Origin of the sequence: Nostoc sp., assembly GCF_036916975.1 — a bacterium.
GTDB lineage: Bacteria > Cyanobacteriota > Cyanobacteriia > Cyanobacteriales > Nostocaceae > Nostoc.
Genome location: NZ_JBALFF010000054.1, coordinates 22191 through 43569, shown reverse-complemented (window position 1 = coordinate 43569; position 21379 = coordinate 22191). Strand labels below are relative to the sequence as shown.

17 protein-coding genes are annotated in these 21379 nt (G+C 41.2%); 8 read left to right on the top strand and 9 right to left on the bottom strand.

Annotation, left to right across the window (positions count from 1 at the left end; translation table 11 throughout):
- Positions 1-355 precede the first annotated feature (355 nt).
- Both V7K73_RS12560 and V7K73_RS12555 read right to left on the bottom strand, forming a co-directional pair.
- A complete protein-coding gene (locus tag V7K73_RS12560) occupies positions 356-1309 on the bottom strand; it encodes a heme o synthase (protein WP_334880358.1) in 954 nt (317 codons plus the stop codon).
- Between the two features lie 256 nt (positions 1310-1565).
- The gene (locus V7K73_RS12555) at positions 1566-2501 is read right to left on the bottom strand and encodes a COX15/CtaA family protein (protein ID WP_334880356.1); all 936 of its coding nucleotides are present in this window, start codon (positions 2499-2501) and stop codon (positions 1566-1568) included.
- 521 nt (positions 2502-3022) lie between these two features.
- Here V7K73_RS12555 and V7K73_RS12550 point away from each other — a divergent pair.
- From V7K73_RS12550 to V7K73_RS12540, 3 genes are all read left to right on the top strand, one after another.
- Entirely contained in the window at positions 3023-4105 is a 1083-nt protein-coding gene (locus tag V7K73_RS12550; protein WP_334880354.1) for a cytochrome c oxidase subunit II, read from the top strand.
- Positions 4106-4193: 88 nt separating this feature from the next.
- Positions 4194-5930, top strand: a complete 1737-nt coding sequence (gene ctaD, locus V7K73_RS12545) for a cytochrome c oxidase subunit I (protein WP_334880352.1) — start codon at positions 4194-4196, stop codon at positions 5928-5930.
- A 144-nt stretch (positions 5931-6074) separates the two neighbouring features.
- Positions 6075-6701 (top strand): cytochrome c oxidase subunit 3, encoded by a 627-nt coding sequence (locus tag V7K73_RS12540; protein WP_334880350.1) that lies wholly within the window; start codon positions 6075-6077, stop codon positions 6699-6701.
- Positions 6702-6782: 81 nt separating this feature from the next.
- Here V7K73_RS12540 and V7K73_RS12535 read toward each other — a convergent pair whose 3' ends face one another.
- Complete coding sequence (locus tag V7K73_RS12535; RefSeq protein ID WP_334880426.1) at positions 6783-7010, bottom strand: iron chelate uptake ABC transporter family permease subunit; 228 nt, start codon at positions 7008-7010, stop codon at positions 6783-6785.
- Positions 7011-7087: 77 nt separating this feature from the next.
- Positions 7088-8017, bottom strand: coding sequence for a LysR family transcriptional regulator (locus tag V7K73_RS12530; protein WP_334880348.1), 930 nt, complete (start codon positions 8015-8017; stop codon positions 7088-7090).
- 1224 nt (positions 8018-9241) lie between these two features.
- On the opposite strand from V7K73_RS12530, the gene V7K73_RS12525 reads away from it, so the two are divergent.
- Both V7K73_RS12525 and V7K73_RS12520 read left to right on the top strand, forming a co-directional pair.
- Entirely contained in the window at positions 9242-10408 is a 1167-nt protein-coding gene (locus V7K73_RS12525) for a serine/threonine-protein kinase (RefSeq protein ID WP_334880346.1), read from the top strand.
- Positions 10409-10638: 230 nt separating this feature from the next.
- Positions 10639-11712 (top strand): PstS family phosphate ABC transporter substrate-binding protein, encoded by a 1074-nt coding sequence (locus tag V7K73_RS12520; protein WP_334880344.1) that lies wholly within the window; start codon positions 10639-10641, stop codon positions 11710-11712.
- Between the two features lie 84 nt (positions 11713-11796).
- Here the strand turns inward: V7K73_RS12520 and V7K73_RS12515 are convergent, their stop codons facing one another.
- The 3 genes from V7K73_RS12515 to V7K73_RS12505 form a co-directional block, all read right to left on the bottom strand.
- The gene (locus tag V7K73_RS12515) at positions 11797-11874 is read right to left on the bottom strand and encodes an element excision factor XisI family protein (protein WP_334880424.1); all 78 of its coding nucleotides are present in this window, start codon (positions 11872-11874) and stop codon (positions 11797-11799) included.
- Positions 11875-12204: 330 nt separating this feature from the next.
- On the bottom strand, positions 12205-13989 hold the full coding sequence (locus tag V7K73_RS12510; protein WP_334880342.1) for a tetratricopeptide repeat protein: 1785 nt from the start codon (positions 13987-13989) through the stop codon (positions 12205-12207).
- A complete protein-coding gene (locus tag V7K73_RS12505) occupies positions 13979-15271 on the bottom strand; it encodes an ATP-binding protein (protein WP_334880340.1) in 1293 nt (430 codons plus the stop codon). Before V7K73_RS12505 ends, V7K73_RS12510 begins: the two co-directional genes overlap by 11 nt.
- A 970-nt stretch (positions 15272-16241) precedes the next feature.
- Between V7K73_RS12505 and V7K73_RS12500 the strand changes: the two genes are divergently transcribed.
- Complete coding sequence (locus V7K73_RS12500; RefSeq protein ID WP_334880338.1) at positions 16242-16391, top strand: hypothetical protein; 150 nt, start codon at positions 16242-16244, stop codon at positions 16389-16391.
- A 1504-nt stretch (positions 16392-17895) separates the two neighbouring features.
- Here the strand turns inward: V7K73_RS12500 and V7K73_RS12495 are convergent.
- The gene (locus V7K73_RS12495) at positions 17896-18321 is read right to left on the bottom strand and encodes a universal stress protein (RefSeq protein ID WP_334880336.1); all 426 of its coding nucleotides are present in this window, start codon (positions 18319-18321) and stop codon (positions 17896-17898) included.
- Between the two features lie 98 nt (positions 18322-18419).
- On the opposite strand from V7K73_RS12495, the gene V7K73_RS12490 reads away from it, so the two are divergent.
- On the top strand, positions 18420-18560 hold the full coding sequence (locus V7K73_RS12490; RefSeq protein WP_334880334.1) for a hypothetical protein: 141 nt from the start codon (positions 18420-18422) through the stop codon (positions 18558-18560).
- Between the two features lie 320 nt (positions 18561-18880).
- Here the strand turns inward: V7K73_RS12490 and hisD are convergent, their stop codons facing one another.
- Complete coding sequence (gene hisD / locus V7K73_RS12485; RefSeq protein WP_334880332.1) at positions 18881-20182, bottom strand: histidinol dehydrogenase; 1302 nt, start codon at positions 20180-20182, stop codon at positions 18881-18883.
- A 722-nt stretch (positions 20183-20904) separates the two neighbouring features.
- Here hisD and rpsT point away from each other — a divergent pair.
- On the top strand, positions 20905-21204 hold the full coding sequence (gene rpsT / locus V7K73_RS12480) for a 30S ribosomal protein S20 (RefSeq protein WP_334880330.1): 300 nt from the start codon (positions 20905-20907) through the stop codon (positions 21202-21204).
- The last annotated feature ends 175 nt before the right edge of the window (positions 21205-21379 follow it).

Sequence of the window (21379 nt, the reverse complement as noted above, 5' to 3'; positions counted from 1 at the left end):
AGTAGTTATAGAAAGATTAGCTATAGAATGGTGAGCATCATATCACAGTTCCCGCCCATGACCCTATTAAAATTGGCACACTTAACGCCATATTGAAAGATGTTGCTGCTCATGCTGGTTTAACTCGTGACGAATTACTTGCGTTGCTTTTTCCATAGCTATTAAAAATGGATAAATAGGTAAGTGATATTAATGTTTAATAAATTCACTTATGACTGAAACTTTACTTGTGACGCCGAATAGCCCGTCGTAGACATCGCAAATCCGCCAAACTCTAATTATTATGTATATTTTTTAATTTCTTAAAATGCGATCGCGCCAATTTACCAAACGCGATCGCTAAATTTTCCATCCCCTATCCAATAAAATGCAGATGATTACTCACCGCACTAATTAGATTATGGGTAATGGGAAGACTATCAACTACCATCCCCAGACACAACAGCATCATGTAGGAGATAGAAAAGAGAAACAACTCTTTAGCTACAACGCGATCCTCTGGATTTTGCAATAAACGCCAAGATTTGTGGATAAATAATCCTCCCAGAATTACAGCGATCGCACCATAAAGAATTCCACTTGCGCCCAAGGGATAAACCAATAACACGGTTGCAAATACTGTTACCAGCGTGTAGTACCAAATCTGCCGCACTGTTGCCGTATCACCTTCAATTACAGGTAACATTGGTATCCCCACCTTTGCGTAATCGTCCCGAATCATCAGAGCTAAAGCCCAGAAATGGGGCGGTGTCCACAAAAAGACAATGGCAAAAATTAACCATGCTGACCAGCTTAAAGTGCCTGTGACAGCAGCCCAACCCACTAACGCCGGAATTGCCCCAGCAGCCCCACCAACAACGATATTTTGGGTGGTGTGGCGTTTTAGCCAGTGAGTATAAACCAAAATATAAAAGACGATGCCAGAGAAAGCTAGCAGGGCGGCTAACAGATTGGCAAATACTGCTAGGAGTGTAAAGGAAATCGTCGCCAGTGCGATCGCAAAAATTAGAGCATCGCGCGGCTGCACCTTACCCGAAGGTATGGGACGATGGCGCGTCCGCTCCATGTCATAATCAATATCCCGGTCATAGACACAGTTAATCGTCTGGGCGCTTGCAGCAGCCATTGTGCCACCAGTGAGAGTTACTAGCAACAGCAATGGGTCTACTTCTCCCTTAGCAGCAATCCACATACTCCCAGCCGTGGTAATCAAAAGCAACGGAATAATCCGAGGCTTCGTTAGCTGGTAGTAACTTTGAATTACCTGTAAAAATGTTTGGTGGTGGCGAGAGACATTAGTCTCAATCATTTTGGCTCTGGTTCCTTATTTTTCAACAACTTATATGCAGCCACCGCTCAAGCTGGCTCTTTCAGGCAAACGAAAACACAGATTTTCTGCACCTGCGTGGGTCGCATCATCAGTGCTGAGTTGGGAGTTGGGAGTTGGGAGTTGGGAGTTAGGAGTTAGGAGTTAGGAGTTAGGAGTTGGGAGTTAGGAGTTAGGAATTCTTCCCCTGCTTCCCCTGCTTCCTCATCTCGCTTATCTCCCTTATCTCCCCCATTCCCTACTCAGCACTCAGCACTCGTGAATCAGCACTAACTGAGTCACGCAGTGCGAGAACTGTGAAAACTACCAAAGTACCCAGCAAAGTAGCTCCTATAGCTTGGTGAGAGACGGTGAGAGGCTCGACTTGGAGGTGTAATTTGAAGGTGGCGAATCCCAACAAGATTTGTAAGATCAACAATCCACCAGCTATATTTGCCAGTCGCCGCAGGGCTGGATGTAGTGCTGGTGTCCGCCAACAGATAAATACCATTGCCAAGGTTGCTAAGGAAGGCGGCACTAAACCAGCAATATGGCTGTACATTACAGTACAAAGTTGAGAACCGCCGAGACATTGGTGTAGCGCCCAGCGAGAGCCTACTAAAGCACCTAGCAGACTTTGTAGGTAAACCAGAACAGCAGCAGTTAAACCGACCCAAGGCAACTTACCAACGGTTCCATTCCCCTGAAAGGGAGTAAGTGCTGTGCCGATAATCAGGAGGGTGGTAAAAAACAACAGCGCCGTTCCTAAATGAGCGGTAACGATATCAAACCGCAACAGTTCGGTAACGGTGAGTCCCCCCAAGATGCCTTGGAAGACAATTAAAAATAGGGCGAATGTGGATGCCCAAGGCAGCCATTTGGGTAAGAAACGACGATGCCACCAGGACAAACCGAAGAGTGCGATCGCGCTTACACCAATTAAAGCTGCATCCAATCTGTGAAACCACTCCAAAAACACTTGGAGATTCATTTGCTTGGCTGGCACCAGTTCGCCATAGCATAAAGGCCAGTCTGGGCAAGCAAGCCCAGCATTCATCACGCGGGTGGCGCTGCCTATTGCCATCAAAATTAAGGTGGCTATGCATATTTTCCACACCAAGCGACGAATCATTTCTTTGGGCTTTTGCTGCCCAAGCGCCGCTTCATTTTGTTGTTGTAGGACAAATTCGCTCATGAATGATACCTTCTGCCCGTTCTTGGTGGCTCTCTTAAAATTTTCAATTTTCTTTTACTGTCCCATCTCCACCCTAGCGTATAGGCTAAGGGTTTATAGATTAGCACTCACTTATACTTTGAATCACTCCAGAAAGGTTTTGCCTGAAGCTTTAGGTATTTTTCAAGATGTAAAAAATTGATTAATCACAATTCATTTAAACATTCTAAATTTTTCCTTAAATTTTTCCACTGATTTTAGGAGAAGGCAGGAGGAAATAATTATGAATGAAAACTTTAGTTTTGGGTATAAAACCCAGTGGTTCAATCCCATACTTTTAAATGCATCTGGGTTACTCCTACCCCCTGCCCCCAGCAAGAACTGCCCCCTGCCTCCCGATAGTCACCTTGTACCCAAAATTAGTAAAATAGTTAAAAAAATTAATAAAAATTTCAGACCTTTGTCCCCCATGCCTTCTGGCCTAGACTACCTTAGTAAATGAGCAGCTTTAAGATAACGTAGTAAATTCAATTAAGTAAGCCGTGAAGATTCCAAGTTCAATCTGGACACTACTGATTGGCATCGTGCTAACGCTCGCCAGCCTTTGGTACGGTCAAAATCACGGACTGTTGCCAACAGCAGCAACGGATGAAGCCGTATTGGTAGATGGTCTGTTCAACGCGATGATGGTCATTTCTACTGGTATATTCCTGCTGGTCGAAGGTATTTTAATTTACTCTGCATTTAAATACCGTCAACGTGCAGGTGACAATGAAGACGGCCCACCAGTTGAGGGCAATGTACCTCTAGAAATTCTCTGGACGGCAATCCCAGCAATTATCGTTTTCGGTATTTCTGTTTACAGCTTTGATGTCTACAACGAAATCGGTGGCTTTGATCCCCACGCTATCCATCAAGCGCCGATGAATCAGGAGTCGATGGCAATGCCTGGAAGTGCTATGGCAGCAACTTTAAGCGATACTCCTCCTAGCACCGAACCCAACCTCAATCAAGAAAAATCTGATGAGGCGATGCAAGACCCAGCTACGGCAGAAGTTCGTAATGCTGACCAAATTCCCCAACTGCGGGATGCCCCAGGTGTCGGTATTGTTGCTCCGACAATTGGGGGAACTCCTGATAAAGCAGGCAAACCAGCAGGATTACGGGTCAACGTCACTGGTCTACAATATGCTTGGCTTTTCACCTATCCTGAAACTGGTATAACTACAGGTGAAATGCACGTACCGATTGGGCGAGAAGTAGAAATTAATATGACAGCCAACGATGTCATCCACGCCTTTTGGGTGCCAGAGTTCCGCCTGAAACAAGATGCAATCCCTGGTAGGCAAAGCGAGATTCGCTTCACTCCCAAAAAAGCAGGAGATTATACCCTAATCTGTGCTGAACTTTGTGGCCCCTACCACGGTGCAATGAGAGCAACAGTAGTCGTTGAGCCAGAAGAAGCCTTTGACAAATGGATGCAAGAACAGCTAGTTGCCAGCAAAGAAATCCTAAATCAAGCCGTTGCTGTTAACCCTGCCGATCTTTCCCCAAATGAATTTCTCGCTCCTTACACCAAGGATATGGGAATTAAGCCAGAAATCCTCCATCAAGTTCACCATTAGTCATTGGTCATTAGTCACTGGTCATTAGTACTCATACAAAGGACAAGTGACAAAGGACAAGTGACAAAGGACAAAGGACAAGTGACAAATGACCCAAGCTCAAGTGCAAGAAACTGCCAACGCCCCTGCTCTTGTTGAGGAGCCAGGGATCAGAAAATGGCAAGACTACTTTACTTTCAACACCGACCATAAGGTGATTGGGATTCAATACCTAGTCACTACATTCATTTTTTACTGTATCGGTGGGGTGATGGCTGATTTGGTTCGTACAGAATTGCGAACCCCAGAAGTCGATTTCGTCACCCCTGAAGTCTACAACAGCTTATTTACGCTGCACGCCACGATCATGATTTTCTTGTGGATCGTGCCAGCTGGTGCGGGTTTTGCTAACTTCCTCATTCCCTTGATGATTGGGGCAAAGGATATGGCATTCCCACGCTTGAATGCTGTTGCCTTTTGGATGATTCCCCCTGCGGGTTTATTGCTGATCACTAGTTTAGTGGTAGGCGATGCACCGGATGCGGGTTGGACTTCCTACCCTCCTCTGAGCTTGGTAACAGGTCAAGTAGGTGAGGGAATTTGGATTATGAGCGTTCTTTTACTAGGTACGTCATCAATTCTAGGGGCAATCAATTTCCTCGTCACATTGCTCAAGATGCGTATTCCCGGTATGGGGGTTCACCAAATGCCCTTGTTCTGCTGGGCAATGTTTGCTACCTCGGCACTGACTTTGGTATCTACGCCAGTGTTAGCAGCAGGTCTAATTCTGCTTTCCTTTGACTTATTGGCAGGAACAACATTTTTTAACCCGACTGGGGGTGGCGACCCAGTTGTGTATCAGCACATGTTCTGGTTTTACTCCCACCCAGCAGTTTACATCATGATTTTGCCCTTTTTTGGGGCAATTTCAGAAATTATCCCGGTGCATTCCCGCAAGCCGATTTTTGGCTATAAAGCGATCGCTTATTCCTCTCTTGCTATTAGCTTTTTGGGGCTAATTGTTTGGGCGCACCACATGTTTACCAGTGGTATCCCCGGTTGGTTGCGGATGTTCTTTATGATCACCACTATGATCATTGCCGTACCCACAGGAATTAAAATTTTCAGTTGGTTAGCAACCATGTGGGGTGGAAAAATCCGCCTTAACAGTGCCATGCTGTTCGCCATCGGCTTTGTTGGCACCTTTGTAATCGGTGGGATCAGTGGCGTAATGTTGGCAGCAGTGCCTTTTGATATTCACGTTCACGACACCTATTTTGTGGTAGCCCACTTGCACTACGTGCTATTTGGTGGTAGTGTTCTCGGCATTTATGCGGCAATTTACCACTGGTTCCCGAAAATGACGGGACGGATGGTAAACGAATTTTGGGGTAAAGTTCACTTTGCCTTAACAATTGTGGGTCTAAATATGACCTTCTTACCAATGCACAAGCTGGGATTAATGGGCATGAACCGCCGTATCGCCCAGTATGACCCCAAATTTACCTTTCTCAACGAAATCTGCACTTATGGCGCTTACATACTAGCAGTTTCGACATTCCCCTTCATCATCAATGCCATTTGGAGTTGGTTATACGGCGAAAAAGCTGGTAATAATCCCTGGAGAGCATTGACCTTAGAGTGGATGACTACATCACCACCTGCGATCGAGAATTTTGATCAAACCCCAGTACTGGCTACAGGCCCCTACGACTACGGCTTGGAAAGGGCTGACGAAGGTGTACCTTTGTCTGATCCCAATCCAGTCTTATCTGGTGGACTAAACTCAGTATTAAGAGCAGAACCCGACCCAGCTGTTGCTGCTAATCCCGAAGACCGGAAATAGACTTAGGAGTGAACATTTAGGAGTGATGAGTTTAATAAAGTTATTAGTTAAAAATTTTTAACTCTTAACTCCTAACTCCTAACTCCTAACTCCTAACTCCTAACTCCTAACTTTTAACTCCCCATTCCCCACTTATCAAAATTCATGCAAAGTCAAACTATTGACCCAGCTAAAACCGAACTAAATCATCATCACGCGGCGGAAGCGTCCGTCGGTCATCACGAAGAACATCCAGATCATCGTCTGTTTGGGCTAGTTGTCTTCCTGATTGCTGAAGGGATGATTTTTATGGGGTTGTTCGGAGCCTATTTGGCTTTCCGTGCTACCTTGCCTGCATGGCCTCCAGCAGGTACTCCAGAATTAGAACTATTGCTACCTGGAGTCAACACCATCAATCTAATTTCTAGTAGTTTTGTCATGCACAATGCGGACACTGCTATCAAAAAGAACGATGCGCGGGGTGCCCAGATTTGGTTAGCAATTACGGCTGCAATGGGTGCTATCTTCTTAGTGGGTCAAGTATATGAATATACCCATTTAGAATTTGGTTTAACTACCAATTTATTTGCTAGTGCATTTTACGTTTTGACTGGTTTCCACGGATTGCACGTTACTATCGGTGTTTTGGCAATTGTTGCCGTGTTGTGGCGATCGCGCGTTCCGGGTCATTATAGTAACGAAAAGCACTTTGGCATTGAAGCGGCAGAAATTTACTGGCACTTCGTTGATGTGATTTGGATTATTTTATTCGGATTACTGTATCTACTGTGAGTATTAATTATTAGTTGTTCATTCCACGCGGACAACTTAATAAGCCCCCTTGTGGGGGCTTTTTTCATTAACAGTTATCAGTTATGAATAAACTCCTAAAGCAGCAGTTAGTAAACCACAGGGTAATTCTGTGGGAGAAAATAAAGTTCTAGCGAAAAAATCTGCGCCTGCTACCAATAATCCCCCGATTAAGGCGGCAACTGGTAGTAAATTTTGATGTATTGACCCAACAAGTCTACGTGCTAAATGGGGATCAATTAATCCCACAAAGCCAATTGTACTGGCGATCGCCACACTTGACCCAGCCAGTAGTATTTTTGTGGACGGGAAATATTTGTACGCTTAGAAATTTTTAAGTGCCTGGAACGACGCTTTTTCTCTTTGTTTCAGAGGTGCTGAGTTTGGGACGCTATTAGCTCACGTAGCCAAATGTTTAGCGGATCGCGATCGCAACGCTCATGCCAAATCTGTAGAAAACTGTACTTACCAAGTTCAATCGGTGGCTTAAGAATAGCAAGGTTTGTATATTCAGCAAATAACATTGCAATTCGACTAGGCAACGTAACAATGAGATTAGTCTGAGCGACAATCAGAGGAGCCGAGAGAAAATGTGGTAACTTCAACATCACTCGACGCTTCACGCCTAAGCCTTCTAACACAGTATCCACGCGGGTTTTAGTCGAACCCGGTATTGCGTTTATAGGCGTAATGAAGGCATGTGGCCAAGCAACATAAGATTCAATTGTAAGATCCGTTTGAGTAATGGGATGGTCAGCCCGAACCACACATACATAATCTTCTACAAATAACTTTTGAAACCTAAACTCCGAAGTTTTTGGTAGATTAGGAACTCCTAAGCCTAGATTGATAACTCCATTTCTCAGTAAATCTAATGTATCAGAACGCCAATGATGGCATTCCAAATTCAGTTGGGGAGCCTGTTGAGAAATTTGCTTCAAAACCTTCGGAAGAATCAAAACGGTTGCGTAATCTGATGCAGCTAGCTGGATTGTGCCTTGTGCTGTTTTAGGTTCAAAATCGGTTGGTTGAATTAACTGCTCAATATTTAACAAAATTTTCTCTAGTGGTTCGAGTAGCTCTTGAGCACGTGGTGTAAGAACCATGCCTTTCTTAGACCGCACAAGTAATGGATCGTTGAACACTTGGCGTAATCGCCCAAGTGCGTGACTGGTAGCTGATTGACTCAAACCAATTTTTTCTCCAGCATTCGTGACGTTACACTCTTGCAGCAAGGCATATAACACCAGTAAAAGATTAAGATCCAATTGCAACAAATTTATTTCATGCATAGACATTATTTATTCTATGAATTTGACAAATAATCATGAATTATTTACTATAACTATGTTTATTAGAAGCAAGGTCTAAGATAAAAGTTTGGCAATAATTTTGATCTAAATCAGTGAGCAACCCTTGACTGAAAATCACGGACTGTCAAGAGGATAAAACTTTTCACGCTTCTTTTCTTTTTTTTATTTATTAAGTAAGTCAGCACAAGAAAAACAACCTATGTAAATCAAAGAAAAGGAGGCTAAAACTTTTGTACTCTCAGAAGTGGGTGACTTATTTTTTTCTCCTCTGGCATCTATCCCATCAATAACTGCATAAGTTAACGCCTGATAACTGTTGACTGTTCACTCATTTAATAGATAGATGCCAAATGCTGCCATTGCAGTTATCTGCCCTGATATCACATTATTTTATCTATCGGCTGGTAGCAAAATCTAAATTAGGACTGTTTCTAGAAGTTTAAATATCTGGAAAGTTATCTAAAACGTTTTTTTTTATTTTTTATAAAACAGTTTTATCCTTCACCTCCCAAGAGTTACAGAAAATATATCAAAACCAGCGTAAATTTCTACTATGAGTTTTGCTAAAAGCAACTGAGTTATTGCAAGTGATACATCTGCGAGTCAAAGGTGGGAAAGGTTGGAAAAGTTGGATGTTTTGTAGAAACTATTGAAGAACTAGCTAATATGCTGTAAGTTGATATGTGAGTGATTGATAACTAACACTTGTTTGCCTCAAAAACCATCACTCGGTATTTACCTCAAGAACTTACCTGTTTTTTCAGTTTTGTCTAACTAAGCTTGATATGAGGAAGCGATCGCGCTTAATAATGGCTAAATGGTAACAAAATTATGGTAGCTCTTGTAAAAATACTTATACCTTTAAATGCCACTGCCCAAGGTTTTTTCAGCAATTACACGCAAAATGTATAAATCTGCTGACTCCTGAATGTTGTTGTCTGTCGGCAGTTAGAACTACAGTTGTGGGGTAGTGTTAAATTTACTTAAGTGATAAGATTATTGAAATATTACAGAAATATATTTTTATATCAAGATGCGATAAAGGGATGAAATGAACCAATCAAGCAGCTAATGATAAAATTATTCAAAAGCATAGGTCGCGTGAGAAGCTGACTGCCTCAAATACCAACAAATCTAGCGGCAGGTATTCATAACCTCACCCAAGAAGCTCTGAATGGTCAGTAAATTAACAAGAGTAGTATACGCCACATGAGCCAGAACCCTCTAATTAGAAAAAAACTCCGAAGTCGCTTTGAGACAGTGAAACTGCTGGGAAGCGGAGGTGGTAATACTTACTTATTATCAGGTGGTACACGGAAAAGACATCAATACTCTCTGGCCAAAAAAACACTTCGGAATCGCTTTGAGATTGTCAAACACTTAGGAAGCGGGGGATCTGGTGATACCTACTTAGCCGTAGACCTAGATTTACCAGGACGACCCTATTGTGTCGTCAAACATTTCCAGCCAAAAGATACTAATCCTGCTGTTCTACCCATTGCTAAAAGCCTATTTGATCGGGAAGCAGAAGTTTTATACCAGCTAGGCAACAACCACGACCAAATTCCAAGACTATTTGCCCATTTTAATGAAGATGGGGATTTCTATTTAGTTCAGGAATTTATTGATGGTAATGCATTGACTCAAGAAATTGTAGCAGGTGAGCCTCTTAGCGAGAATGCAGTCTTAAATTTATTAAAAGAGATCCTGGAAGTGCTTTCCTTCGTCCACGAAAATAACATTATTCACCGGGATATTAAGCCCCAAAATTTAATGCGGCGGCACTTTGATCAGAAGATTGTGCTGATTGATTTTGGGAGTATTAAGAGAATTGGTGCTTTAGGAGCAGGCTTAACAATTTCAGTTGGGACTCCTGGCTATATGCCAAGCGAACAGGCTAAGGGAAAGCCAAAACTTTGCAGCGATATTTATGCAGTAGGGATGATTGGCATTCAAGCTTTGACAGGTTTAATACCTGAGCAACTACAAGAAGATCCCAATAGTGGAGAACTTCTCTGGCGCGATCAGGCACAGGTAAGCGACGCTCTGGCAAATATTTTAGATACAATGGTTTGCGATCGCTATAGCCAGCGTTACCAATCTGCCGCAGAAGCTTTGCAAGCACTTAATTCTGTTCTGGCGTTGTCAGAGTCGTTACAATCTACTGGCATAAAGCAAGACACTGATGATAGCTATTTTCTAAGTTATAAAAATTTGCTTTTGCTGTTGGGAATAGGGCTTGGTGCAATCACTAGTTTTATAGTACTAGTTTTAATCTATACATTTATTAATACAGGTACATCGCCTCAAAACCAACCTATTCAATTAAATAATTTTAAAGAAAAATTGGTTGAGCCACGGTTCACTAAATATTAAAGTCAATCGCCAAGTAGCTAAATCACTATCTAACAGAGGAGTCTATAAAAGCAATTCCACGATTGACAAGACTACCAAAAATTAAATTGAGCCTTAATACATGAAAAAGACTTAATCATTTACTTGCAATCATAAAACTGGCTATTAACTGGCTTATTCCAGATTTGTTCTTTTAACCTAAATATTTATAGATTCCTGTAGGATAAATAGAATAAACACCATTTAAAGATATGGACAATACAAATTCAAAAAAAGCTTTAATTAACGGTGAAATTGCCCTCTTTCTTAGAGGTTTGATTATTGGTAAAGTGCTGACACTTATGGTGATTGGCGCACTGCTTTGGTGGTTGCTGAAGCCGAATTTCTTCTCTCGCAACAGCGTTAATTCCTCTAATCCAAATATCAATACCCCCTCTAATACTGGATCAACTTTTCAGACAGTTGCTGATGTCCCTAATGCCTCATTTAACTATGGAGGCAGTACAGCTTGGGCATCGATCCGGCAATTGGTAGATTCTCAGATCCAGAGCGATCGCCCCGAATTACAATTACACTATGTAAACCCTGTTAATGGTAGCCCTGGTTCTAGCTCCGGCATTCGGATGTTGCTTGATGGGAAAATAGACTTTGCTCAATCCTCCCGTCCCCTTACAGATGAAGAACAAGCTATGGCAAAAAAGCGAGGCTTCACCCTTGAGCAACGTCAGGTGGGTATGGATGGGATAGCAGTGGTAGTCAACCCATCACTGAATGTACCTGGTTTAACTGTTGACCAATTACAGCAGATTTATTTAGGGAAAATTACTAACTGGAATCAAGTAGGTGGGCCAAACTTAGCCATTACACCTTTATCTGAACGACCAGAGGACGCAGATACAGTAATATTTTCTAGCAACAGCAACTTGAAAGGACAAGCATTTGGCTCTAATGTGGAGTATGTTTACTCTACTACAGAGGCAGTGCGCCAACTTAGTAAAACTCCTGGTAGTGTCTATTACGCTTCTGCCCGTTCAGTATTACCTCAATGTAGTGTCAAGGCTTTGCCATTGGGTAGCACTTCTGGTCAGCTAATTCCCCCCTACCGCAAACCTCTGGTGTCATCTGAGCAATGTCTACGTCAGCGCAACCAGCTAAATACTCAAGCTATTAAAGATGGCAGCTATCCGATGATCGCTAACTTCTTTGTGATTATTAAACAGAATAAAGGTTCAGAACAGCAAATTGGAGATGCTTACGCCAAACTTTTATTAACTGACCAGGGGCAAAGAGCAATTGAGCAAGCTGGTTTCGTCGCGGTTCGTTAGTAGATTTGAAGACAATTAAGCCTCCTTCCCATAGATCCCCGACTTGTTTAAGAAGTCGGGGATCTATGTGGAAGCATTGATAGGTTAGCTAGAGCGAGTACCGTTATACTGAATCCATATTTTCCCATTTTGAATATCAAAATGCATGACCGGGCCAAACACCCGCTTATCTCCTTACCAGCCAACGTAAGCTAATTGATAATGGTCGTTTTCGCTATCAATAATTAGTTGTCAATTGACTGTATCCGTCTTATTTATAATTTGTACATGTTCTGTCAATATTTGTTTTATTAGTTGTCGATAATGTTTTATCTTATCCATTGCCGAATCTCCTCTTGTCTAGGATCATAGACTATTAACTTAACTTGGTAATACCAATTCTGTATGAAGATGCGCTAAACCATATTTAAGTACAAGAAATAAAAACGAACCGCAAAGTCCGCAAAGGACACAAAGAAAGAAGTTAAAAGGGTTTGGCGTTATCTTTTTGCTCTATGTCATGCGATCGCACTCTCCATTATTCTGCATTGCGGCGGCGAGTTTTTCTAAATTTTCACGAACATTAACACTACGAAGATGATTTACACCCCAGACTCGTTCACAAATATCTAAAGCTTGCAAATAAAGCGGTTCTGCTTCGCTGTAACGTCCAGTTTCACGATAAATTTCTGCCAAATTATTAAGACTTTCGGCAACATTGGGATGATTTTCTCCTAATAGGTGCTTATCAAGTTCTAAGGCTTTTATACATAATGGTTCCGCTTCATTGTAACGCCCCTGCTCCCTGTACATATAACTAAGAGCATAGATAGTATCTGCTAAAAGCGGATGCCCTTTTTGCAATAGACGTTGCTTAAGTTCCAACGATTCCAAAAACAAAGATTCAGCTTGATCGTAGCGTCCTTGAGCGCGGTATATCAATCCTAAATTGTGCAAATCTGTTGCAACATCGGGATTTTCTTCTCCTAAAAATCGCTTATCTAATTCTATTGCTTGTTGCGACAACGGTTCAGCTTCAGTGTAACGTCCTTGATGATAATAAAGTAGTGCTAAATTATTCAGTATAAGAGCCAAAGAAAGATTATTTTCCCCAACCAAACGTTTTTCGATTTCTAATGATTGCAGATACAAAGGTTCAGCTTCCTCATAACGTTTTTGTTCATCATATAGTAATGCCAAATTGTTGAGACTGATGGCGACATCAGCATGGTTTTCTCCCCACAGGCGTTTCCTCAGTTCCAAAGCTTGTTGATATAATATTTCCGCTTTAGTATATTCTCCAGTAGATTTGTAGAGTCCTGCCAAATTATTCAGGCTACTAGCAAAAGAAGGATGATTTTCTCCTAGCAAGCGTTTTCTCAGTTCTAAAGCTTGCTGATATAATGGTTCGGCTTCGCTGTAGTGTCCTGTTGCACGATATATTCCTGCTAAATTGTTGAGGCTATTAGCTAAATCTATCTGCGAACCTGATTCATTTTGTAGCTCAATCGCTTGACACCAATACTTTATTGCTAATTCTTGTTCTTCTTGATAATCCTGAGACTCACCCCGCTCTAATCTGCTGCGGTAAATATCACCTAAGCTTGAGTATAAAGTAGCCAAACTGGGGTTTTTAGTTCCCCCTTCCTGTTTTACTTTTTCGATTAACCCTTGCAAATCTTGGATGGGCAAGAAAAAGGAGTTATCTTCATTAGTATCTGTGCTGGCTAATTCTGTGTCTCTAAAAACAAAACGTATATTTTCTAGTTCTTTACCAGGAATAGCATTCGTCTTTTTAGATTCAAACCGAAATACACCATTACGCCAACTCCAAAAATCAGGAGCTTTTTTAATCAAGTTAACTAATATTTGGTTAGTTACCCAAAGTACAATCGCAAACGGAAACTCGCGCAATCCTTCCCTTGTCCACTGTAAGTAACCAAAAAATTTCTCCTGTTCCGATTGCTCTTTTCCCAATCTGAGAAAATAAAGTTGTTCAGCACCCGTAACAGTAATCACCACCTGGTTTTGCTGACGGAGATATTCTTCTTGTTGTATCAGTTGGTTAAGAGCAGCTTTTAGGCTTGGTTCCTGACGTGCTAAAGTTACTCGATATGCACGGAAAGCGGGTTCTAGTTCAGCTTCATATTGGGCAATAATCTGATCGCGAAAGCTAGCATCATCGCAAACTGCAATCAGTAGATTTAATCCCCGCTTTTGAGCTTCAATAGAAACAATTAAATCATCATACGCATCTTGATTTTCTCCTTCATCATCTAAGAATTCCTCATTTAACATTAATTGCTCCCTGCCTTCTCAAGCTTTCGATAATAATTGGATGAACATCGTACCAAGTTTCATCAGTGCGATATTCTAGAACATATAACCCATGTAACAAATCTAAAAACTCTGCTTGTTTGGGGTCATTGGGCATAAATTGTTCATAAACACTCTGCAAAATATCTATGTCAGCCTTTCCTAAACGTATAGAAAAATCATTGCGGATTTTATTGATTGCTTGAAGGAGAATTTTATCATCAATGATAACTTCGGCTGTGGGATTTCGCCGGATCATTCGCAAACATATACGGCAACATTCCTTAGAAATCCGAATTAACTCTCGCAATACGCCACCACTGGAAATCACAATTTTTTCAGCAGTTTCAGCCGCGATTAATTCACTGGGAATCCGCTTTTGTAAAACTTCACCGAGAATCTTTGTTGCTTCCGGGCGAGGTTGGGCATTCGGGAAGCGATTTTTACCTTTATCAAATATTTTTAAAACAGGCATTGCCACAACTTGATCGTTGGTTTCAGTAGCAATTATTGTGCTGATAAATGTTTCCCGAAGGACTGCGATCGGGATAGTGTAGATAATTTGAAAGTTAGGTTGACAAAGAGCTTTAATGTTATCTCGATAAATCTCATTAACTCTGCCTAAGTCAAGTTTATCTAAATCATCAATAATTACTAAAACATTTTGTTTAGTCGCAGCTTGAATTAAAGCAGCTATTTCGTTAATTCTGGCAACTAAATCTGATAACTTGCGTTCAAACTCTTGCTTAATTTCATCCCGAACGCTTGCATCAGCTTTTAATTTAGAACTAATCAGTTTTAAGAGGTCAAAACCTATACTAGCTTCTGTTTGCAAATTTGATTCTTCAGTGCGAGTACGGGTAGCAAACCACTTATAAAGAGCTTCTTTAGTGGATTGCGGAATATCAACTTTGCGGGCTTCTGCCTCGGTCATTAAATTAACTGCGATCGCAAACAGTATATTAATATGATTAACAGCCGACATTTCAATTTTATCGGCAATAGAAAAGAGAACTACAAAATATTTATCTTGAATTTGTCGGCTAAATTCAGCTAACAAAGTAGACTTACCACATCCCCGATGTCCTGTAAAGACAATTTTGCCATCTCCATTAGGACTATCTTCCACTAATTGGTTCAGGTCTGCAATCAAATCATCACCATATTCGACTCGAAATTTTTCCATTTCGTTCCGTTCCATCAACGGAAACAGTTCCAAATTGCTGTATGCTTCTTGAAAGGAGTTTAATAAGTCTTGAGACATTGGATAGTGCCGTAAACGTGCTAACTATTCATATAATGGCTCATGATTTTTGAAGCACAAGTTTAAGTAATGTCTAGGATAGAGTATGCCTACATAACTTCTCAAATTGCGTTAATAAATAATTACTAAGTGAGTGGTATGTTATGTCTTAAAAAGAGATATCCTAATCCCCAAATTTCAACCTATAAATAAGTAATAGAGGTCAATAATCAATAAGACTGAATGATAGATTATACATTCGATAATTCCGACTGAATGATAGATTATACAGATAACATCCTGAAAGCTACTTAACACATAAATAAAATAAATTTTTCAGTTATAAAAATAAATTTTTAGTGTACTTCGTCTCATCCCCCTCTAGCCGAAAGGGTACGCTGTACACACAAGTACTGTCCACATAAATTTCAACTCTTTTACACACATTTTTGTCAGAGTTAAACTATCACATTCACCCACATCCCGCCCAGAACTAAAGTTCTTCAGCTATGAGACTCAGAATTCGTTCCGAGGCAGAATAGAAATGCAGTGCGAGATTATTAATAAAGATATGGCTGCGGTAAGACTTATGTGTATACCGTAGCCTTATAAAGGGGGGTAATTCGACTTGTGTGTACACCGTAGCCCCGAAACGGAAAAAGGCTTTGATTCTTGCTCCCCTTGCCTTGCAGGGAACAGACTGGGGGGTTAGGTTTGAAAGAAAGTTGCACACGGTGCGGTGCTGAAAAGCATTATTTTAATTCCGCCCTGCGGTAATAGTCGCAACCCCACAGATTTATCCGTGGGGTTGTTCTGTTGAGCTAATTAAGCGTTATGCAATACTGCTCGGTTAAGGAAAAATAGGGACTAAAATAAACAAGATTATGTTCTGGTGTGATAAAGAAATTGGCGCTTTTAAGTGGATCAATAAAGGTATTTGTAATGAACTTATACCCTGAAATATTTCGAGAACAAATTCTTTCTACCAGTAATGCCCACAAAACAAGACGACATCATCAATAGAGCCGAACTTTTGCAAGAGGCGATCGCCACATTAGCATCACTGCCATTCAGCCCTGCTTTAACCCGTTCTAGTCTAGCAACAGCAGCTTTGAAAGCTTGTCCTATTTCCTTAATTTAGAAAATAGCGATCGCCCCCTATTTCCCATCTACTGAGTATTGGTTCATAGATGCGATCGCCTGTCGCATTGCATTAGACTCAGTAGCCATTTGAATTTTTAGCGCTTGGAGTTGTGCAGCGATTTGCGATCGTTGTAACTGATTCTGCCGGATATTCTCGTCTTTTCTTTAAATGAGCTTTTTAGCAAAACTCCCATAATTTGGCGTTTTCGCCCTCTAGGGTGAAAGCGATCGCTTTTGCTTTTATTTTAGGACTTACGCAAAAAGGCAGTAAAATCCTTGATTTTCCGTAGGGGCAATTCATGAATTGCCCTTACATTTCGTACCTGATGCGTAAGTCCTATATTACTGATAAGTGCTTTAACTCTATCTATTAAGTATGCAAATATTAAGCTTATATATAGCTGCTTATATAGCAATTAACCCATTTTAGTACGAACATCAAATCTTTATAATTTTATCTTGAATTTTATCTTTTCTTTATTTACTTTCAAACAACTTGTGTTCTATAGAATAAAACTTCTTACAACTAATCAATAATTAAGCAAAATTAGGAGTTTATCTATTAAAATAAATTATAGATTTTAAGCTTTGTATCGTATAAAAAAATACAATTAGCAAAATTTTTATCTAAAAATACTTATTCCGAAAATCACAATCACAGTTTGAAGTTTTATAAATCTATTTAAGCACAACTCGTATAAAAAATTTGTTTGATTTAACAGGATTATATGTTTAAGTTTGGATATTTTGTTTGATTTAACAGGATTAATACTTAATAAGCTTAATTTATACATTTTTCGACTAAATCAAGCTTTTAGATCGCCATACTTATATTGATATATATTGGCACCTACGATTTTTTGATAAATTCAAACTTATTTTTAATTAAATTTGTATAAATCCACACTATATAATGTCTTTAATCAATAGGTGTAATATACATTTCTTAAACAAGTAGTTGCTTGACTTCTTTAGGAAGAAGCATATAAGCGCTACTTTATGCAGGGATAAAACCCTGCTATTTTTTTGATTTTTCTCACAATGTAATTGTATATTAGACAGGACTTACGCAAAAACTCTCTCAAACTCTTATTCCTCTGTGTTCTCTGCGTCCTCTGCGGTTCGTTTTTTGGTCATTTTGCGTAAGTCCTATTAGAGTGTGAAATTAAAGACCAAGTTAGTTTTTACACTACATAGCGAAGAAGATTGTGGAAGAAATTATTTTTAATTGTCAAATTAATAAATCTCGAACTGCGTTTCTATCCCGCCTCAGAATGAATTCCCAGTCTTATAGCTATCCACTCAAGTGGACTGAATGAATTATTTAGTCCACTTGAGTGGACTTTAGCTATTAGCCCTGAACTTCAGTTCTGGGCGTGACGTCGGTGAGTGTGACAGTTTCACTATGACAAAAATGTGGATAGAGGATTTTTCTATTTGTGTCTACACCCTAGCCACTAAGAAGGGGGGTGGTTATAGTCATTGCTTCCCCTTACAAATTTTTACCTTGGTTTGACAACTAATACCGAACAATTAGCCTCTTCCACAACTTGACTGCTAACGGAACCCTGGACAATTCGCTTCATCCCCATCAATCCCCGGCTACCAATTATAATCAAGTCAGTTTTATAAATATTGGCAAGACGAATAATCTCTTCAGCAGGATCGCCAGTTACCAGTTCTAACTCGCTTGGGACTGATAAGTTTTCCTGATAGGATTGCAGCTGTTTTTCAACATGAAAATAAGAAAATGTTGGTGACTCTGACTGAGGACGATCGGCGGGTAGTTCCATCTCTGACTCTGGCGTAAGAAATACATGACAGAGAATAACCTTGGCATCTTTTGACAACGCCAAATTATCTAAAGTCTGAATTACTCGGTCTGAAATTTCCGAACCGTCCAGAGCTACCAAAATACTATTTAGCACCGCTCTCGTCTCCTAATGAGTAGACCCCTTACATAAGTATCTAGCAAAATTCATCGGCAACAACACTAAACTAATTTTTTATTTGCCAATTAGTTTATATGTTTGAGGCTGTACTATGTGTCAGTTTCATGGTGGTGCATTGTAGTAACTGTTCTGGAGAAGCTTTTCACGAGTTTCTACGAGACGGTTTTCGTCTCCCAGAAACTACCGTCGGCAATGCCCGACTTGTGGACGTTTAAAGGTCAGTCCAAGATCGGGATAGCAAATGGCGTGCGTTAGCGTAGCTTACCGTAGTTAAATCAGTCAATTGTTCACTGTTGGCTTCCTTACCCGCCTTGAACTAAAGTTCAAGACTAATAGCTAAAGTCTACTGAAGTAGACTAAAGATTTTTAACTATACTTAGTCATCTTTCAGATGACTTTTGCTATTAGCAAGGAACTGAAGTTCCTTGCGGGACAAGAGTTTTACGTTAAGTTGACACGTATCACATCTGTGCTAACCTGCAATGGGATTTTTTTAACTAGAAGTCCCTTATAACAAAAAATTAACCATTCTAAATCACTCTTCTTGCTGAATTCGGCGGCGTACTGAATCAGCATGAGAAGGTAAACCTTCTGCTGTTGCTAGCACATCAATAGCACCAGCCACATTTTGCAGCGCAGTTTGGGAGTATTGAATAATACTAGAGTGTTTGAGGAAAGTTTCCACCCCTAATGCCGAAGCATAACGAGCAGCACCAGAAGTTGGCAAGGTATGGTTAGGCCCTGCCAAATAGTCTCCTACAGCTTCTGGTGTTGAGTAACCCAAAAAGATTGCCCCAGCGTGGCGAATCTGTGGTAAGAGCGCCCAAGGGTCTTTAATTTCTAATTCTAGGTGTTCGGGGGCAAATTCATTTGAGAGTTCTGCTGCTGCTTCGAGCGATTCCACAACGACAATCAAGCCGTAGTGAGCGATCGCTTTTTCTGTGTCTATTCGCCGTGGGTGATCCACTAGCTGTCTTTCCAAGGCTAATTGCACGTTTTTTGCCAAAGCCGCATCCGTTGTTAGCAAAATTGCTGCCGCCATTGGATCGTGTTCGGCTTGGGCTAGCAAGTCAGCAGCTACATGCACCGGATTTGCGGTTTCATCGGCAATCACCAGCACTTCGCTTGGGCCTGCCAAAGAATCAATGCCAACGGTGCCATAGACAAGTTTTTTCGCTAAGGTGACATAAATGTTACCAGGGCCAGTAATCACATTTACTTTCGGAATTGTTTCTGTGCCATAAGCTAAAGCGGCGATTGCTTGTGCGCCCCCAATCCGATAAATTTCTTGCACTCCTGCTTCTTGGGCAGCTACCAAGACTGCTGGGTTAATTGCACCCCCTGGGCCTGGTGGTGTCACCATCACCACATGAGGTACAGCAGCAACATGAGCCGGAATTGCATTCATCAGCACTGTACTGGGATAGGCGGCACGGCCACCAGGCACATACAACCCCGCCCGATCTACGGGGGTGTAGCGTTTGCCCAGCACTACTTCATCGTCGCCAAAGTGTACCCAGCTTTTGGGGACTCGCTGACGATGAAACGCTTCAATTTGGCGGCAAGCTAGCCGAACTGCGCCTAACAACTCTTTTGACACCTGCTGATAGGCTGCATCTAGTTCCGAGCCTGTGACTCGGAGTTCTTCAGCTTTGAGGGTTTGTTTGTCAAATTCGGCTGTGTAATGCAATACAGCTTTGTCGCCTTGGCGCTTCACTGCTTGCAAAACTTCCCGCACCGTTGCTTCTTTGTGAAGCACCTGTTCGTCATGGGTGCGATCGCAGATCCGTTGTAGTTCTGCTCTAACATCTGCCTGCTGAGTAATGATTCGCAGCATGGAGTAAGGACAATGCCAAAATTATAATATTCACACCTGAGATTTAGTATTGCTCTTGACCCACTGGGGTGTGCAAGCTGACTCTAATTCTCTTCTCTAGCTTAACCTGGATTTTTTTGATACTATCAAGTCTGCCAGCATCTAGTTTGCTTGATAAGGCCACTTTATTGCTCAGTGCAACCAGCCTTGGCAGGCTAGCCGCAAAAAGCAGGCGTGCGCCATTCCCCGCTACTCTTACGCCCTTACCCTCACTCCTTCCGGGGTGCAGGTGGTGTATTTACACATCCAATCCCCCAGATTTATTGGGGGTAGGGTCTGAGTATAATTTTTCTTTTCCTAACTTTTAAGTACTTAACATCTGTACAGTGACGATGACATAGTATCGATCTATACTTTTAAAACCCCTGAAATTTAGCTATTTATAGTTTTTTGCCTTTGACAATACACCTGTTTTAGGGACAGATTGATTATCTTGGCAATCACATTGCTTAACCAGGTGATGAGTTAGGGTGACTATTTTATTTAATGTACTTCATTTTAACGCATTTCCTCAATTGACGACACACCAAATTAAGGACTGGGGACTAAGGTCTTCCCCAATCTCCAGTACCGAATCCCTTATGATAGATTTTTTTTAGTAATTTATAACATTGGCAATTTGGATGCTATATTAGTAAGTCTAGTAGTGTGTGTACATATCAATAGTATTTTTGGAATTGACTGTGGCGAATACAAAGTCTGCTCTCAAGCGTGCCGAAATCGCAGAACGTAACCGACTGCGTAACAAAGCTTACAAATCAGCAGTCAAGACGCTGATGAAGAAATACATTAATGCTGTAGCTGTCTATACAGCTAATCCTACCCCAGAATTAAAACAAGAAGCAGAGGCTCGCTTATCCGAGGCTTACGCCAAAATAGATAAAGCGACCAAACGGGGTGTCCTTCACACCAATAATGGGGCAAGGAAAAAGTCGAGGTTGGCTCAGAAACTAAAACCCTTAACTGAAGCAGTTGCTCAATAGTCATTGATGAGTCAGTGACCTCTTCTGACTAAGGGATGTGCTAGGTTGCAAAGCTTACAAATATATTGTAAGTATTGGCAAAGGCGAGGGGTAATGGCAAGGCAGTGCAGCCTTGAGGGTTTCCACAACACTTAGTATATTCCTATCAAGCCTTCCACCGCAGGGCTGTCAGATG

What these genes read in the sequence shown, in the direction of transcription:
- V7K73_RS12510 (WP_334880342.1), bottom strand. Translation starts at nt 13,989, where the DNA reads ATGTTAAATGAGGAATTCTTAGATGATGAAGGAGAAAATCAAGATGCG.
- hisD (WP_334880332.1), bottom strand. Translation starts at nt 20,182, where the DNA reads ATGCTGCGAATCATTACTCAGCAGGCAGATGTTAGAGCAGAACTACAA.
- V7K73_RS12505 (WP_334880340.1), bottom strand. Translation starts at nt 15,271, where the DNA reads ATGTCTCAAGACTTATTAAACTCCTTTCAAGAAGCATACAGCAATTTG.
- V7K73_RS12525 (WP_334880346.1), top strand. Translation starts at nt 9,242, where the DNA reads ATGAGCCAGAACCCTCTAATTAGAAAAAAACTCCGAAGTCGCTTTGAG.
- V7K73_RS12530 (WP_334880348.1), bottom strand. Translation starts at nt 8,017, where the DNA reads ATGTCTATGCATGAAATAAATTTGTTGCAATTGGATCTTAATCTTTTA.
- V7K73_RS12555 (WP_334880356.1), bottom strand. Translation starts at nt 2,501, where the DNA reads ATGAGCGAATTTGTCCTACAACAACAAAATGAAGCGGCGCTTGGGCAG.
- ctaD (WP_334880352.1), top strand. Translation starts at nt 4,194, where the DNA reads ATGACCCAAGCTCAAGTGCAAGAAACTGCCAACGCCCCTGCTCTTGTT.
- V7K73_RS12540 (WP_334880350.1), top strand. Translation starts at nt 6,075, where the DNA reads ATGCAAAGTCAAACTATTGACCCAGCTAAAACCGAACTAAATCATCAT.
- V7K73_RS12490 (WP_334880334.1), top strand. Translation starts at nt 18,420, where the DNA reads ATGTTTGAGGCTGTACTATGTGTCAGTTTCATGGTGGTGCATTGTAGT.
- V7K73_RS12520 (WP_334880344.1), top strand. Translation starts at nt 10,639, where the DNA reads ATGGACAATACAAATTCAAAAAAAGCTTTAATTAACGGTGAAATTGCC.
- V7K73_RS12560 (WP_334880358.1), bottom strand. Translation starts at nt 1,309, where the DNA reads ATGATTGAGACTAATGTCTCTCGCCACCACCAAACATTTTTACAGGTA.
- V7K73_RS12500 (WP_334880338.1), top strand. Translation starts at nt 16,242, where the DNA reads ATGCCCACAAAACAAGACGACATCATCAATAGAGCCGAACTTTTGCAA.